This is a genomic window from Microcoleus sp. S36b_A4 (genome assembly GCF_036700645.1).
In the GTDB taxonomy this organism is placed as follows: Bacteria; Cyanobacteriota; Cyanobacteriia; order Cyanobacteriales; family Microcoleaceae; genus Microcoleus.
In genome coordinates, this window is the sequence record NZ_JAUBPI010000033.1 from 12635 (window position 1) to 26735 (window position 14101).

Here is a 14101-nt window from a genome sequence, read left to right on the forward strand (position 1 = left end):
CCCATTCTCGCGTGCCCTAACCGTAGAGATTTTCTACTGGAATTCCGCGCTCTTGAGCAACTTCGGACAAGGTGCGGAGGGTGGAGAGGGCATTGACTGCAGCTCGGGCGTTGTTTAAGGGATTTCCAGAACCTAGCTGTTTGGCTAAGATGTTGCGGACTCCGGCTAGTTCGAGAACAGTTCGTACTGCTCCCCCTGCAATTACCCCGGTTCCTGGAGCGGCCGGCCGCATCATCACTTTAGCTCCGCCACCGTCACCGTTGATGGGGTGAGGGATGGAGTTAGATTTGGTGAGGGGGACTTCAATTAGGTGCTTTTTGCCGTCAGCGACGCCTTTTTTAACGGCACCGATTACGTCGCTAGCTTTGCCGACTCCTACTCCAACTTGACCGCGTTCGTTGCCAATAATGACTATGGCGCGGAAGCTGAGTTTTTTACCACCTTTGACTACTTTGGTAACGCGCCGAATCTGAACAACCCGTTCTTGCCATTCGGATTCTTTTTCGCGCCCTTTGTTGTTGCTGCTGCTTTTTTTCTTGTTGCGCTGTTCTTTTTGTTCTGCCATAGTTTTGTCCTGTGGGAATTAGTAATTGGTGAAAGGCGATCGGCAAGTGGTAATTGTTTGAGTAAAAAGTAAAAATAGAAGAAATCTGGATTTTGCCTTTTAACTTTCAACTTTTGACTTTTTACTTTTTAATTACTCATTACCCGCTACCCATTACCCCCTCTAGAAGTCTAACCCCGCTTCGCGAGCTGCTTCTGCGAGGGCTTTGACACGACCGTGATAGAGGTTGCCCCCCCGATCGAATACGACTTTGACTATGCCAGCGCTGGAACAGCGTTTGGCAATCAACTGACCGACTTGCACGCTCGCGGAACAGTTGCCGCCAGAACTGAGAGTTGACTTCAATTCGGGATCGAGGGTTGACGCGGCGGCCAAAGTGTGCTGGGCGGTGTCGTCGATTACTTGAGCGTAGATGTGCTGATCTGAGCGAAATACCGCTAGTCTGGGACGTTCGGAGGTGCCGAACACCTTGCGCCGAACACGGCGGTGTCTGCGCTGGACTGATTCTTTGCGAGTAAGCTTCATTGTTACTTCTTACCTGTTTTGCCTGTTTTACCAGCTTTGCGCCGGACGACTTCGCCGCTGTAGCGAATGCCTTTGCCCTTGTAGACTTCGGGCGGACGCACCGCGCGGATGCGGGCTGCTGTATTGCCTACGAGTTCTTTGTCAATGCCGGAGACAATGACGTTGGTGTTGCCTTCAACTGCCATTGTGATGCCTTCGGGAGGGGGCATTTCAACGGGTTTGCTGTAACCGACGTTTAAAATCAGGTTCCGTCCTTGAACCTGTGCCCGATAACCTGTGCCGATAATTTCGAGACGCCGCTGAAAACCTTCTGATACACCTTCGACCATGTTGGCGACTAGGGTGCGGCACAATCCGTGCAGTTGTCTGGCGACGCGAGATTCGTCTCGGCGGGTAACGAGTAAAGTCTCGCCTTCAATTCCCATGAGGATTTCGGCTGGAATCACTCGGGAAAGTTCACCTTTGGGCCCTTTGACGGCTACTTTTTGGCCGTCTAGGGTGACGGTGACTTTCGTGGGGATGCTAATCGGACGCTTGCCAATTCGCGACATAGTTTTTTTGTCCTTTGTTTTTAGTTATTAGTCCTTGATTATTAGTGCTTAGTTATTAGTCCTTAGTTATTGATTTTTGAGTCTCTTGCCAACGACCAGTGACTAATGACTAATGACTAATGACTACCAAACATAACAAAGCACTTCACCGCCCAAACCTTGGCGTCGAGCTTCTCTATCCGTCATAATGCCACTGGAGGTGGAAATAATGGCTATGCCAATTCCGCCTAATACTCTGGGCAATTCTTTACGGTTCGAGTAAACGCGCAGTCCTGGTTTGCTGACTCGCTTAAGTGCCGTGATAATGGGCTTGCGAGTTTTACCTTTGTACTTTAGAGAAAGCACTAAATGTCGCTTGATCCCTTCTGGTTCTGCTTCTTCAAATTCGCTGATAAAGCCTTCACTTTTGAGGACTTGGGCGATGCTGCGGGTCATTTTTGTAGCTGGAATTTGCGTTGTTTGGTGGCGCGCCATGCAAGAATTGCGAATGCGCGTCAACATATCTGCTATGGTATCGTTAGCTGCCATCTTTTGCTTCTTACTCTAGTGCTTAGTTGTCCCGGAACGGCATTCCCATTTCTTTAAGCAAGGCGCGTCCTTCTTCGTCGGTGTTTGCTGTGGTGATAATTGAAATGTCCATGCCTCGAATTTGATCGATGCGGTCATATTCTATTTCTGGAAAAATTAGCTGTTCTCTCAGACCCAAGCTGTAGTTGCCGCGTCCGTCGAAGCTTTTGGGGCTGATGCCGCGGAAGTCGCGAATTCGGGGGAGTGCGAGGTTGATCAGCCGATCGAGAAAATCGTACATCCGATCGCCGCGCAGCGTCACCATAACGCCGACGGGTACTCCTTTGCGGATTTTGAAGCCTGCGATCGCTTTTTTCGCCCGCGTTACCACTGGTTTTTGCCCGGTGATGATGCTAATTTCGTTGATCGACGAATCCAGTGCCTTAGCGTTTTGAGATGCTTCTCCCAAACCTCGGTTCACTGTGACTTTGACGAGTTTGGGCACCTGATGGATATTAGTATATTTAAACTGATCCATCAGTGTGGGAACGATTTTTCCTTGATAAAGAACTTTGAGTTTGTCCGGCATAGTTTTTGTGTTTCGTTAACTGTCCCTGGGCTTGGTCAGGGAATTATTAGTTGTCAGTTGTCCGTTGTCAGTTGTCCGTTGTCAGTTGTCCGTCCGTTGACTGTTGTCAGGAAAGCATTTGTCTAATGACTGATGACTGATGACTAATGACTGATGACTAATGACTAATTATCGAGGATTTCTCCAGTTTTTTTGAGCTGTCGCAGTTTCCGGCCATCTTCGCTAAATGTATAGCAAACGCGGCTAGCTATTTTTTCTTTTTCGGAATAGTGCATGACATTTGAGCTGTGAATGGGAGCCTCAAACGTCAGTATTTTCCCGGACTCTCCCTCTTGCTGGGGCTTGACGTGCTTTGTTCTGATGTTTACACCTTTAACAATTACTTTGCTGACTTTAGGATATGTCTTTAAGATTTCTCCGACTTTTCCTTTCTCTTTGCCAGTAATTATTTGCACGGTATCGCCTGCTTTGACGTGCATTCTGTAGCGCTGCGGCTCGCTAGTTGGTTTACCCTTTTTTCCGTACATTTTAAAGTACCTCCGGGGCTAAGGAAACGATTTTAGTAAAGTTTTTGTCGCGCAATTCGCGGGCGACGGGGCCGAAGACGCGAGTGCCTTTGGGGTTGCCGTCTACGTTGATAATAACGGCGGCGTTATCGTCAAAACGAATGCTCATGCCACTGTCGCGGCGCAAACCTTTGCGGGTTCTGACAATGACAGCCCGAACGACATCGGATTTTTTGACGGCCATATTGGGGATGGCGTCTTTGACGACGGCAATGATGACATCGCCGACTCCGCCGTAGCGACGGTTGCCGCCTCCCAATACGCGGATGCACATCAGTTTGCGGGCTCCGCTATTGTCGGCGACATTGAGGTATGTCTGGGGTTGAATCATGGTGATTGTTGACTGTTAACTGTTGACTGTTAACTGTTGACTGTTAACTGTTGACTGTTGACTGTTGACTGTTGACGACTAATTGATTAATCAAGTACCGATCGGGCGATCGCGATATCGCAATTAACTGTTAGCCGTTTTTTGTCCCGAAAATCTCAGCAACCGTCCAACGTTTGGTTTTGCTCAGTGGGCGAGTTTCAGTGATGCGGACACGATCGCCCGATTTGCACTGATTTTCTTCGTCATGAGCTTTGTACCGCTTGGTGCGGACTACGATTTTGCCGTATTTGGTGTGGGAGGAGCGGTTTTCGATTGCTACCACGACGGTTTTATCCATCTTGTCGCTCACTACTACGCCAACTCGTTCTTTAATTGCCATAGCTACCTATTTTTGTTGTGCAATTGACTATTTTTAGCTACTGTGCGATCGTCGGCTCGGCTGCTTCTGACTCTTGGCTGACTGCTGCGGTTGCAGCAGGCTGTCCTACCTGTTTAGATGCGGCTAATTTTGCTGCTGCAGCTTCTTTCTCAGCAACGATTTGGCGCTCGCGTTCAACTGTCATCAATTGAGCTAGCCGGTGTTTGGCGTGCTTGAACAGGTGAGGCTTTTCCATGCGGCCCGTAGCTTGCTGAAGCCGCAATTCCATTAGTTGGCGCTTGACGGCTAAAATTTGCTCTGCTACTGCAGCATCGCTTAATTCTCTAGCTTCTTTAATCTTGGTCAAAGACATAATTGTGTGCTTTCTCGTTAGCGAGCGGTATGACAGAAGACAGAATTGTCTCGCTTGGCTGAAGGTCGAAGGAAAGAAAAGTTATGAAAGCCAGATTTTAAATTGCTGTAGCCGTTTAAAATGCTGATTAATACAGACCTAATTCTACCTTCGCTCTTCGCTATGACTGGTCTTCTTCGCGAGTGATGAACTTGGTTTTAATTGGTAATTTGAAAGATGCCAAACGCATTGCTTCGCGGGCAGTTTCTTCACTTACGCCGCCAATTTCAAACATTACCCGGCCGGGTTTGACAACGGCAACCCAAAACTCAGGATTACCTTTACCGGAACCCATCCGGGTTTCTGCTGCCCGCTGGGTGACTGGTTTGTCGGGAAAAATGCGAATCCAGATTTTGCCGCCCCGGCGGATATAGCGGGTCATGGCGCGCCGTCCGGCTTCTATTTGGCGAGAAGTGATCCAGGCAGGTTCGACAGCTTGGAGCGCGAAGTCGCCAAAGCTAACTGTATTGCCGCGGGTGGCAATACCGCTCATTCGCCCGCGCTGTTGTTTGCGGAATTTCGTTCTTTTAGGGCTTAACATGGCTTTGGGAGTTGGGTAATTGGTAATTGGTAATTGGTAATTGGTGATTGCTAATTGCTAATTGGTTTGGAACAACTCACACTTAACAAATGACAACTAACAGTTAACAATTAGCTAGCCTTCGTTCGATCGATCTTCAAAGTTCTGGCGGCGGCGCTTTTGTTTGGTGCGGGGCACTGCTGCATTTGGTGCAGCCTCTTGTTCCTGTCCGGGAATAATTTCGCCTTTGAAAACCCAAACTTTAATGCCCAGAATACCGTAGATGGTTTGAGCAGTGCAGTAGGAGTAGTCGATGTCTGCCCGCAGCGTGTGCAAGGGGACTCTTCCTTCCCGTGTCCATTCGGTACGGGCAATTTCTGCACCGTTGAGGCGTCCACTGACTTGAATTTTGATGCCTTGGATGCCGACTTTTTGGGCGCGGGTGATTGCTTGGCGGACGACTCGGCGGAAGGATACGCGCCGTTCTAGTTGCTGAGCGATGTATTCCGCGATCAGTGTGGCATCGGCGTCTACTCGCTGGACTTCGACGACGTTGATGCGGATTTGGCGGTTGCTACCGAGTTGCTGCTGCAAACCGACGCGCAAGGTTTCGATGCCTGCTCCGCCGCGGCCTACGACAACGCCTGGTCTGGCGGTGAACACTTCTAGGTCGATTTGATCAGCTTTCCGCTCAATTCTGACCGAGGAAATCCCAGCATTGCTGAGGGTTTTACGAACGTACTTGCGAATTTTATAGTCTTCTTGCAAGAGTTCTGGATAGTTTTTGGGATCAGCAAACCAGCGAGAGCGGTGCTCTTGGGTAATGCCGAGGCGAAAACCAATTGGATGTATTTTTTGGCCCATAATAGTTGATGAGTTAATTGGTAATTGGTAATTGGTAATTGGTAATTGGTAATTGGTGATTACCCATTTTTTCAACTTTAAGCTGTTTATTACCTATTACGTTTTTCCCTGGTTTAGTTTTCTACGAGCGGAGCTACTACTACGGTAATGTGACAGGTTGGCTTGCGGATTTGGTAGGCGCGACCTTGAGCGCGGGGTCTAAAGCGTTTGAGGACTGGGCCTTGGTCTGCGTAAGCTTGAGAAACTACCAGCTTGGATTTATCCAATCCTGCGTTGTGTTCGGCGTTGGCTACTGCAGATCGCAAAACTTTGACGATTGGTTCGCAGGCGCGGTAGGGCATGAATTCGAGTAAAATCAGCGCTTCTTGGTAGCTTTTGCCGCGAATTTGGTCGAGGACTCGGCGCACTTTGAAGGGGGATGTTCTGATGTAACGGGCGATCGCCTTAATTTCGGATGTGGTATCTATAACCATTTCGATTGGGTAATTGGTAATTGGTAATTGGGAAAAAGGTAATTGGTAATTGGGAAAAAGTTTGTCCGATCACCTATTACCTGTCACCTAATTCGGCTATCTTTTTGCCTTTTTATCACCACTTTTCGCGTGACCTCTAAAGGTGCGAGTGGGGGAAAATTCTCCGAGTTTGTGACCTACCATTTGGTCTGTGAGGTAGACGGGTACGTGCTGTCTGCCGTTGTGAACGGCGATCGTGTGGCCTACCATTTGGGGCAGGATTGTGGAAGATCGCGACCAAGTTTTAATTACTTGTTTTTGGCCGGCGGCGTTGAGTTTTTCGATTTTTGTCATCAGAGCATCTGCGACAAAAGGCCCTTTTTTTAGCGATCGAGACATGATTTTTGTAATTAGTAATTAGCAGTTGGAATTGAATTGGGAAGAAAGTCGGAGGAATAAAAGAGCGCGGAAAACTTTTTTGTTGTTCCTTCTTCCTTCTTCCTTCTTCCTTCTTCCTTCTTCCTTCTTCCTTAACTTTGTCTGCCGCCCTTGCCGCGCTTGGAAGCTTTGCGGCGGCGGCGGACGATTAAAGCGTCGCTGCGCTTGTTTTTGCGTCGAGTTTTTGCACCCAATGCTGGTTTACCCCAAGGAGTGACAGGCCCCGGACGTCCGATGGGAGCTCTGCCTTCGCCACCGCCGTGCGGGTGGTCTACCGGGTTCATGACACTACCGCGAACGGTGGGTCTGCGACCTTTCCAGCGGGTGCGACCTGCTTTACCCAGGCTGATGTTTCTGGCGTCGGTGTTGCCGACTTGACCGATGGTGGCGTAGCAGTCGGCGCGGACTTTGCGCTGTTCGCCGGATGGCAGTTTGAGGGTGACGTAGCTACCTTCTTTTGCCATTAGCTGAGCGCTGGAGCCGGCGGAGCGAACGATTTGTCCGCCTTTTCCGGGTACTAGCTCGACGTTGTGGATGCTGGTACCAAGGGGAATGTTCTTCAGGGGGAGGGCGTTGCCGATCTCGATCGGCGCGTCTGGGCCTGAGACAATTACTGTACCGACGTTTAAGTTGAGCGGGTGCAAGATGTACCGTTTTTCGCCGTCTTTGTAGAACACGAGGGCGATGCGGGCGTTGCGATTGGGGTCATACTCGATCGCCTTGACGGTAGCGGGAATGCTGTGTTTGTCGCGGCGGAAGTCGATGTCTCTATACAGCCGTTTGTGACCGCCTCCCCGGTGGCGACAGGTGATGACGCCTCGGTTGTTGCGGCCTTGTTTGGTGTGCTTATTGCTGGTTAGAGACTTTTCTGGCTCTGATCTGGTAATTTCAGCAAAGTCCGAGACGGTTTGTTCTCGGGTGCTGGAGGTATAAGGTCGGTAAGAACGGATGCCCATAATCGATCTATTTTAGATTTTGGATTTTGGATTTTGGATTTGACGTTTATCGATTTTAGATTTTAGGTTGAAGATTGGCGATCTTTGGTTAACTTACGAGTTTTCTGGTTCGAGAATTTCCACCAGTTAACCGCAATTTAAAATCTAAAATCTAAAATCTAAAATCCAAAATCGTCTAGACTTCTGGGAATAGGAGTTTGCGGATCGAGTCTCCGTCGGTCAGAGTTACGGTTGCTCGCTTGTAACAAGGTTTAAAGCCGACGAATTTGCCAACTCGACGCTTTTTGCGCGGCGGGTTTTGGGTGTTGACGCCGATGACTTTGACCTTAAATAGTTCTTCGATTGCAGCTTTGATTTGAGGCTTCGTCGCTTTGGGGGCTACGTCGAATGTGAATTGATTTAATTCCATCATTCGGGTAGCTTTCTCGGTGAGAATCGGACGCTGGATCAAATCTGCGTAGTCGCGGGGGTCGATTTTACTCACCGTAAATCTCCTGAATTTTAGCTATGGCTGTAGATGTGACGATAATTTTGTCAGCCGCGAGAACGTCGTAAACATTCAGGGATGTTGCCAAGATGACGTTTACTAATTCGATGTTGCGTCCTGATAAGTAGACGTTTGGTTGCGGTTCTGGCAAGATTAACAGAACTTTTGTATCGGGTTCGATACCCCAGCGGGCGATCGCACTCAACAATTCTTTGCTTTTCGGTCTCGGAAATTGCTCTGCAAATTCTTCAACCACAATGATGTCTTCGGTGCGACTTTGGAATGCTGTCCGCAAAGCGAGACGGCGTTCCTTTTTGTTCATTTTGACTTCAAAGTCTCTCGGTTTTGGTCCGAAGATGACACCGCCGCCCCGCCACAGCGGAGAACGGATTGAACCTGCTCTGGCTCGACCCGTGCCTTTTTGACGCCAGGGTTTGCGGCCACCGCCTCTGACTTCCGATCGAGTTTTGGTGCAAGCATTTCCTTGACGAGCGTTATTCAGTTGCCGCGTCAATGCTCTGTGAACGATGTGAGACGCATTTTCTTCTTTGGCTACGCGCAGTTCTAAAGTTGTTTCTCCAACTTCTTCGCCTTGCCAATTTCGCACTACACAATTAACCATATCTTTTGTCCTTTGTCTGTTGTTAGTTGTCTGTTGTTAGTTGTCTGTTGTCTGCTGTCTGTCGTCTGTTGTCTGTTCTCAGGTCTTAGTTTTCAGCTCTTAGTTTTCAGCTTTTAGTTCTTAGTTATTGCTTGCTACTAACGGCCAACCACTATCTACTGACTGCTGACTACTGACTAATGACTACTGACTAACGTCCTACTTTTTTCTCAGGCACAACATTGACTAAGGCGCCAGCTTTGCCGGGAACTGCTCCCTTAATTAGCAGCAAATTCTGCTCTGTATCCACCCGGACAATTGTTAGTTTGCGGACGGTGACTTGAACGTTGCCCATACGTCCTGCCATTCTTTTCCCAGGATAAACGCGACCAGGAGTAGTTCCAGGTCCGATCGATCCAGGCTCGCGGTGGTTCTTGGAACCGTGAGACATGGGGCCTCGTTTAAAGTTGTGGCGCTTTTGAAAACCTGCAAAACCTTTACCGATGCTGGTACCGATGACATCTACTATTTGTCCCGGTGTAAAGGTATCTGCTTTTAGTTGTTGACCTAATTCAAAGGAACTGGTGTCTTCCAATCGGTATTCCTGCAAGTGGCGCAATGGATTCGCCCCCGACTTGGCAAGGTGTCCTAGTTCTGGCTTGTTGAGAGCCTTTGGTTTAACTTCGTTGTATCCAACTTGAACGGCACCGTAGCCGTCAGTTTGTTTTGTTTTGATTTGAGTTACTGTACAAGGCCCTGCTTGTATGACGGTGACGGGGATGGCTCTCCCTTGGTCGTCAAACACTTGAGTCATGCCTAGTTTAGTGCCAAGAATGCCTACAGACACGGATTTTCTTCCTTTTATTTACGCAAGAGGTTTCGGATTGCGAAATTTACGTCAATCCGCTTGCTCTTGTGCAGAAACATTTATTTCAGTGTTCCTGCAATTAACTGTTATCAACCAACAGCTTTCCTCGGTGTTTAAAATTTGAGTTTTAAATTTGGGAGCGAGCTTGTGGAAGTCTTGCAAGGGTTGAGATTCGCGGCTTTTTACCGACTTTATCTCCGAGTTTTGTCTCGGTCTTGCTTGTTTGCGCCAGGACTTGAGCAGCAAACCACTCAGTATCCTTTACGGCGACAATTCACAATAGTACATGAAGTGTTTGCCGTTTGTCAAGGCCACGATGAGAATTTTTCGGCTCAACTTTAGGATTTATAATATTTCCAGCTCGCAAGCAGCGATCGACCAAATTTTGATACAGCAGGAAACACAAATTTATGGGACTGATTACGACGGGATCGGATCTAATTCGGGATTTGGAAAAGTCGGGGTCGCTGGCCCTGTACGTTCCTTTAGAGGGAGGATTTGAGGGGCGCTACCTGCGGCGGCTGAGGGCTGCGGGCTACGGTGCGTACACGATTTCGGCGCGGGGTTTGGGTGATTTGGCGATGTATTTGACCGGGGTTCACGGGGTGCGGCCACCGCATTTGGGCAAAAAAACTACTGGCAATGAATCGGCTGTGGGTTATACGTACTACGTGCCGCCGATGTTGAAAACTCAATTAGACAATTTGCCACCTAAAGCAAAAGGACTGGTGCTGTGGATTATTGAAGGGCAGATTTTGTCGAGTCAGGAGATTGAGTATTTGACTGTTTTGCCGACGTTAGAACCGCGAGTTAAAATAGCAGTTGAGATGGGGGGCGATCGAGCTTTTAGCTGGAAGCCACTCAAAGATGCTTTAGTTGCAGCTTAAATTCCGGTATTTGCGATCGCAAATCAACTAAAAAACGCAGCGAGCAACTAAAGCTCAACAGCTTCTGCTCGCTGGTTTTGATATTTTTGGAACTTAATTAACAGGAAAAATCTTATGCTTCAGAACCGCGATTATACCATCATTATTGACAAAAGCGGCAGTATGTACACAAAAGACCAGATGGGCGGTAAAAGTCGGTGGGCGCTCATGCAAGAATCGACCATCGCATTGGCGAATAAATGCGAAGAACTCGATCCTGATGGCATAACAGTTTATGTGTTTTCCGGTCGCTTCAAGCGCTATGACAACGTAACATCAGCTAAAGTCGTGCAAATTTTCCAAGAAAACGAACCTTCGGGGACTACGAATTTAGCTGCTGTTCTGCAAGACGCCCTGAACAGTTATTTTCAGCGCAAAGCATCCGGTAAGACCAAGCAAAATGGGGAAACATTATTAGTGGTGACGGACGGGGAACCGGACGATCGCAAAGAAGTGATGAAAACAATTATAGAGGCTTCTCGAAAGCTCGATCGAGATGAAGAGTTGGCGATTTCTTTCATTCAAGTAGGAAATGCGCCGGAAGCTACTAAGTTTCTCAAGATATTGGATGACGAACTGCAAAGCGCCGGTGCTAAATTCGATATCGTTGATACTGTCACGATGGATGATATTGAAGGAATGACCCTGACAGAGGTATTGCTGAATGCAATAACTGATTGAGGAGGCGGGCGAAGTTCATGCGATTATATTTGTGCTAGTTGGGCCAGCAGCATTTTTTAGGGGGTTTAAGTTATGGAATCTATCGATCGCCTGTTAGGTGAACTTAAGGCAGAGTATCAAGCATCTCAAAAAAATGCTGAGTTAAAAAGTCAGACACCAGTGCAAGCACAAGCGCCTGTACCACAAGCAGCAGTGCCGTCAAATCAAACATTTAAAACATCAGATATAAATTTGTATGCTAGTCCTTTGGATAAGGATTTAGCTCAAATTAAGGCTGAGTACGAAGCGCAAAATCAAGCTCAGGCAGTCGCTTCACAGCAACCGCTTAAGCCTGAGCACGAAGCACAAAATCAAGCTCAGGAAGTAGCTTCACTGGAACCGCGGCCCGCAGAAAAAGTCGCGGGGCTGCAGTTGGACGTACAAACGCACAGACAGAAAGTTAGGCAAGCTCAGGTTTGGCTGAAAAAGTTGGATAAGAATTCCGATGAGGGATATTGGTTCGATCAGTTTGCTTTTAAGTATTCTTCGAGGATAGATGCGGCGATCGACTATTTGCAAGCGGTGAATGAGTTTGATTGATTGAACTACACGGTATTCACAATTAGTCAGGACGTTTTTTGGTTAATTGTCATCTCTATTTGTTGTAAGGGTATGGCAGTGCTGTGTCTTTGCAAGACGTGCAATAAATATCCTTTGTATCACGCGGTATTTAGGACACAGCAGTGCCGTATCCCTACAAATTGCCAGCACATAAATATCATTTATAGGGACACCGCACAGTTATTTCCTGTGGCTGCGACAACCACGGGGAGGATTGAGCCTATACTAAATTTTTGGCCACCGATGTAGGATGCAACAAAAACAAAGCGGCTTTTTTTGCTGTCTCTTCAGATAACTGAATTTGTTTTAACTCAACAATACCTTCACTGATAAAAGTATCTCTCAAAGCAGCTTTTTCTCCGCTGTTAAAACTCGTTTCGTAAAACACTTCTCTAATTCCAGCGGCAATGACTAATTTCAAACAATAGATGCAGGGTTCTAAAGTGACGTAAATACTAGCCCCAGCAGTAGATATACCGTGTTTAGCAGCTTTAGCGATCGCATTTGCTTCCGCGTGAACCGCCCTTGAGGGCAAAGTTTTGCTGGCGTCGCAACTACTCAAACCAGGATAGCAGAAGCCTTGAGTTGTACAGTGTGCCGAACCTGACGGCGAACCGTTGTAACCGGTTGCTAAAACTTGCCTGTTTTTAGTTATCACCGCGCCTACAGGAAAAGCCAGACAAGTCGATCGAGTAGCAGCCAATTTTGCTAACATTAAGAAGTATTCGTCCCAAGTCGGTCTTTCTTCTTCTAGATTCATTTTCTATCCTGAATGTATTGGTTGCTGGTTTTCAGACACTCGGCCGCCTTTTGCAATTCTATTCCCAAATAACCAATATGATCGGGTTGGATGGCAGGGGAAGCCGCACAAATTTCTCGCACTAACTTGAGAGGGTTTTTTCCAGAATAACAGGTGACAACTTCGCCGCTGCCGGGGGTGGTTTGCGTGACAACTATTTGATTGTCGGCTACTTCAACTAAAAAATTGCCCGCTGCATCGAAAAAGTCTCGATCTTCGCAGATTTTAGCATATTGGGTTTGAATTAGTCGATCGGCATTTTCAAAGGTATCGTCATACAAGTGAGCAGATTGACTCAACGTTACCAACGGGCCCATTGTCAAATTATAATCGGAACGCCTCGCAATTTCATCTCGAATATGCTGCTGCAAAGCCCGCAAACCCATTGCATTGGCCGGCCAAGCCGCAAACATATCATTACTACGGAGAGTTGCCGTTAGCGATATTTCACTGTCTACAACTCGCACCCAAATGTGATTTAAACAAGGACTGCCGCTGTGCTGGTGGTCGGAGGAACCGTCACGTCTTCTGTTAATATTTCCGCCCGCATCCCACAAACTAATTACAGCACTGGCTGCGTCAATTTCTTTAATTAGTTTGGTAATAACTTCTTCAATTTGATCGCGTCCAAACCACGACCGCATCCGCTGGGCGTAGGTATATTTAATGCCTTCGTTATATGGGGCATCTTCGAGCATTTGCGGTTTGTACTGTTCGAGGAAATCGCGGTCTATTGGTAAGTAATTGGGTTCAGGAAAATAGAACTCCGCAGGTTCATCTGTAATGACTGCCATTAAGTCGATTAATTCTTGCCACTGTCCGTCATAACCAGTCGGCCGCAGGGTGCCGGTGGTCTTAATTCGGTGGATAATTTTTACCCAAGTTTCGGCGATAGTTTTGCCTTCGATTCTATGTCCGTATTTCTGACCGGGGAGTACAGTCGGGACGATTTCGACTAACGGAAAAGTTACGGTTTCTCCCCAAGGTTCAACAGATTCTTTTTGGGCAAAAGACTTGACAAAAGTCACAGTTTCTGCTATGGTTTTTGCTTCTATCCATTGTATTTTATGACGCAATATTTCTAAGGCTTCTGCTGCTATTTCAATATCAATGTAGCCAAATATTGAAGATTTAATTAGCCAGCAATCTCTACCAGTATCGCTTTTTCCCGCTTCAAAGCCGTTGCGAAAAAAGTCGAGTAAGCAGGCTGCCGCACCCGAATTGCGGTCTTCTTTGGTAGCGTTGAGAATTACTAAAAAGCGGACGTGGGGATTGCACAGCAAGTTTCTAATTAAGAAGTTGATGCCACGAGTAGGAGAGTATAGTTGTCCGATCGCAGCATATTCTTGAGGTTGTAAATGTTTGCCGATCGCACTTTTTACTGTCCAGCCGCTGACAATGGCTGTTTGCCCCGTTCCGCAAATTAACTGATTGGGTTTGTATAGGGGTTTGTACTCAAATTTATTGACGAGATTTGTGGCTGTCATGGTTTACCGTTTTTTGCA

Annotated in this window: 22 protein-coding genes; 3 read left to right on the plus strand and 19 right to left on the minus strand. The window is 47.5% G+C overall.

Features of this window, described 5'->3' with window-relative positions:
• Positions 1-16 precede the first annotated feature (16 nt).
• The 17 genes from rpsE to rplC all read right to left on the minus strand — a co-directional run bounded on the left by rpsE (position 17) and on the right by rplC (position 9569).
• Positions 17-565, minus strand: coding sequence for a 30S ribosomal protein S5 (gene rpsE / locus QUA03_RS13020; RefSeq protein ID WP_190745441.1), 549 nt, complete (start codon positions 563-565; stop codon positions 17-19).
• A 162-nt stretch (positions 566-727) separates the two neighbouring features.
• Positions 728-1090 carry a 50S ribosomal protein L18 gene (rplR, locus tag QUA03_RS13025; RefSeq protein ID WP_333101803.1) on the minus strand — a complete coding sequence of 121 codons (363 nt, stop codon included), beginning with the start codon at positions 1088-1090 and terminating at the stop codon, positions 728-730.
• 2 nt (positions 1091-1092) lie between these two features.
• The gene (gene rplF, locus QUA03_RS13030; RefSeq protein WP_333057791.1) at positions 1093-1641 is read right to left on the minus strand and encodes a 50S ribosomal protein L6; all 549 of its coding nucleotides are present in this window, start codon (positions 1639-1641) and stop codon (positions 1093-1095) included.
• A 123-nt stretch (positions 1642-1764) separates the two neighbouring features.
• The gene (rpsH, locus tag QUA03_RS13035) at positions 1765-2169 is read right to left on the minus strand and encodes a 30S ribosomal protein S8 (protein ID WP_332978141.1); all 405 of its coding nucleotides are present in this window, start codon (positions 2167-2169) and stop codon (positions 1765-1767) included.
• A 22-nt stretch (positions 2170-2191) separates the two neighbouring features.
• Entirely contained in the window at positions 2192-2737 is a 546-nt protein-coding gene (gene rplE, locus QUA03_RS13040; RefSeq protein WP_333082089.1) for a 50S ribosomal protein L5, read from the minus strand.
• A gap of 164 nt (positions 2738-2901) precedes the next feature.
• The gene (rplX, locus tag QUA03_RS13045; protein WP_333212630.1) at positions 2902-3264 is read right to left on the minus strand and encodes a 50S ribosomal protein L24; all 363 of its coding nucleotides are present in this window, start codon (positions 3262-3264) and stop codon (positions 2902-2904) included.
• 1 nt (position 3265) lies between these two features.
• Positions 3266-3634, minus strand: coding sequence for a 50S ribosomal protein L14 (gene rplN / locus QUA03_RS13050; RefSeq protein ID WP_006634991.1), 369 nt, complete (start codon positions 3632-3634; stop codon positions 3266-3268).
• A gap of 130 nt (positions 3635-3764) precedes the next feature.
• The gene (gene rpsQ, locus QUA03_RS13055; protein WP_006634992.1) at positions 3765-4013 is read right to left on the minus strand and encodes a 30S ribosomal protein S17; all 249 of its coding nucleotides are present in this window, start codon (positions 4011-4013) and stop codon (positions 3765-3767) included.
• Positions 4014-4050: 37 nt separating this feature from the next.
• Positions 4051-4365: a 50S ribosomal protein L29 gene (gene rpmC, locus QUA03_RS13060; RefSeq protein ID WP_333212632.1), complete on the minus strand. Its 315-nt coding sequence runs from the start codon at positions 4363-4365 to the stop codon at positions 4051-4053.
• Between the two features lie 160 nt (positions 4366-4525).
• Entirely contained in the window at positions 4526-4945 is a 420-nt protein-coding gene (rplP, locus tag QUA03_RS13065; protein ID WP_333082091.1) for a 50S ribosomal protein L16, read from the minus strand.
• A 114-nt stretch (positions 4946-5059) separates the two neighbouring features.
• Positions 5060-5788 carry a 30S ribosomal protein S3 gene (gene rpsC, locus QUA03_RS13070; RefSeq protein WP_242719701.1) on the minus strand — a complete coding sequence of 243 codons (729 nt, stop codon included), beginning with the start codon at positions 5786-5788 and terminating at the stop codon, positions 5060-5062.
• Between the two features lie 113 nt (positions 5789-5901).
• Entirely contained in the window at positions 5902-6261 is a 360-nt protein-coding gene (gene rplV, locus QUA03_RS13075) for a 50S ribosomal protein L22 (protein ID WP_006634996.1), read from the minus strand.
• A 96-nt stretch (positions 6262-6357) separates the two neighbouring features.
• Positions 6358-6639, minus strand: coding sequence for a 30S ribosomal protein S19 (gene rpsS / locus QUA03_RS13080; RefSeq protein ID WP_006634997.1), 282 nt, complete (start codon positions 6637-6639; stop codon positions 6358-6360).
• Positions 6640-6770: 131 nt separating this feature from the next.
• Positions 6771-7634, minus strand: a complete 864-nt coding sequence (gene rplB, locus QUA03_RS13085; protein WP_333045754.1) for a 50S ribosomal protein L2 — start codon at positions 7632-7634, stop codon at positions 6771-6773.
• Positions 7635-7809: 175 nt separating this feature from the next.
• Positions 7810-8118, minus strand: coding sequence for a 50S ribosomal protein L23 (locus QUA03_RS13090; protein ID WP_006634999.1), 309 nt, complete (start codon positions 8116-8118; stop codon positions 7810-7812).
• Complete coding sequence (gene rplD, locus QUA03_RS13095) at positions 8111-8743, minus strand: 50S ribosomal protein L4 (protein ID WP_190657994.1); 633 nt, start codon at positions 8741-8743, stop codon at positions 8111-8113. The genes QUA03_RS13090 and rplD overlap by 8 nt, the downstream gene beginning before the upstream one ends.
• A gap of 190 nt (positions 8744-8933) precedes the next feature.
• Entirely contained in the window at positions 8934-9569 is a 636-nt protein-coding gene (gene rplC, locus QUA03_RS13100; protein ID WP_190657996.1) for a 50S ribosomal protein L3, read from the minus strand.
• Between the two features lie 431 nt (positions 9570-10000).
• On the opposite strand from rplC, the gene QUA03_RS13105 reads away from it, so the two are divergent.
• From QUA03_RS13105 to QUA03_RS13115, 3 genes are all read left to right on the plus strand, one after another.
• On the plus strand, positions 10001-10477 hold the full coding sequence (locus QUA03_RS13105) for an NAD(P)H-quinone oxidoreductase subunit N (RefSeq protein WP_333160374.1): 477 nt from the start codon (positions 10001-10003) through the stop codon (positions 10475-10477).
• A gap of 114 nt (positions 10478-10591) precedes the next feature.
• A complete protein-coding gene (locus QUA03_RS13110; RefSeq protein WP_333101807.1) occupies positions 10592-11197 on the plus strand; it encodes a VWA domain-containing protein in 606 nt (201 codons plus the stop codon).
• 72 nt (positions 11198-11269) lie between these two features.
• Positions 11270-11776 carry a salt stress protein, Slr1339 family gene (locus tag QUA03_RS13115; RefSeq protein ID WP_333212634.1) on the plus strand — a complete coding sequence of 169 codons (507 nt, stop codon included), beginning with the start codon at positions 11270-11272 and terminating at the stop codon, positions 11774-11776.
• Positions 11777-12017: 241 nt separating this feature from the next.
• Here the strand turns inward: QUA03_RS13115 and QUA03_RS13120 are convergent, their stop codons facing one another.
• Positions 12018-12557, minus strand: a complete 540-nt coding sequence (locus QUA03_RS13120) for a dCMP deaminase family protein (RefSeq protein ID WP_333212636.1) — start codon at positions 12555-12557, stop codon at positions 12018-12020.
• Positions 12554-14083, minus strand: a complete 1530-nt coding sequence (locus QUA03_RS13125) for a thymidylate synthase (RefSeq protein ID WP_333212637.1) — start codon at positions 14081-14083, stop codon at positions 12554-12556. Before QUA03_RS13125 ends, QUA03_RS13120 begins: the two co-directional genes overlap by 4 nt.
• Positions 14084-14101 lie beyond the last annotated feature (18 nt).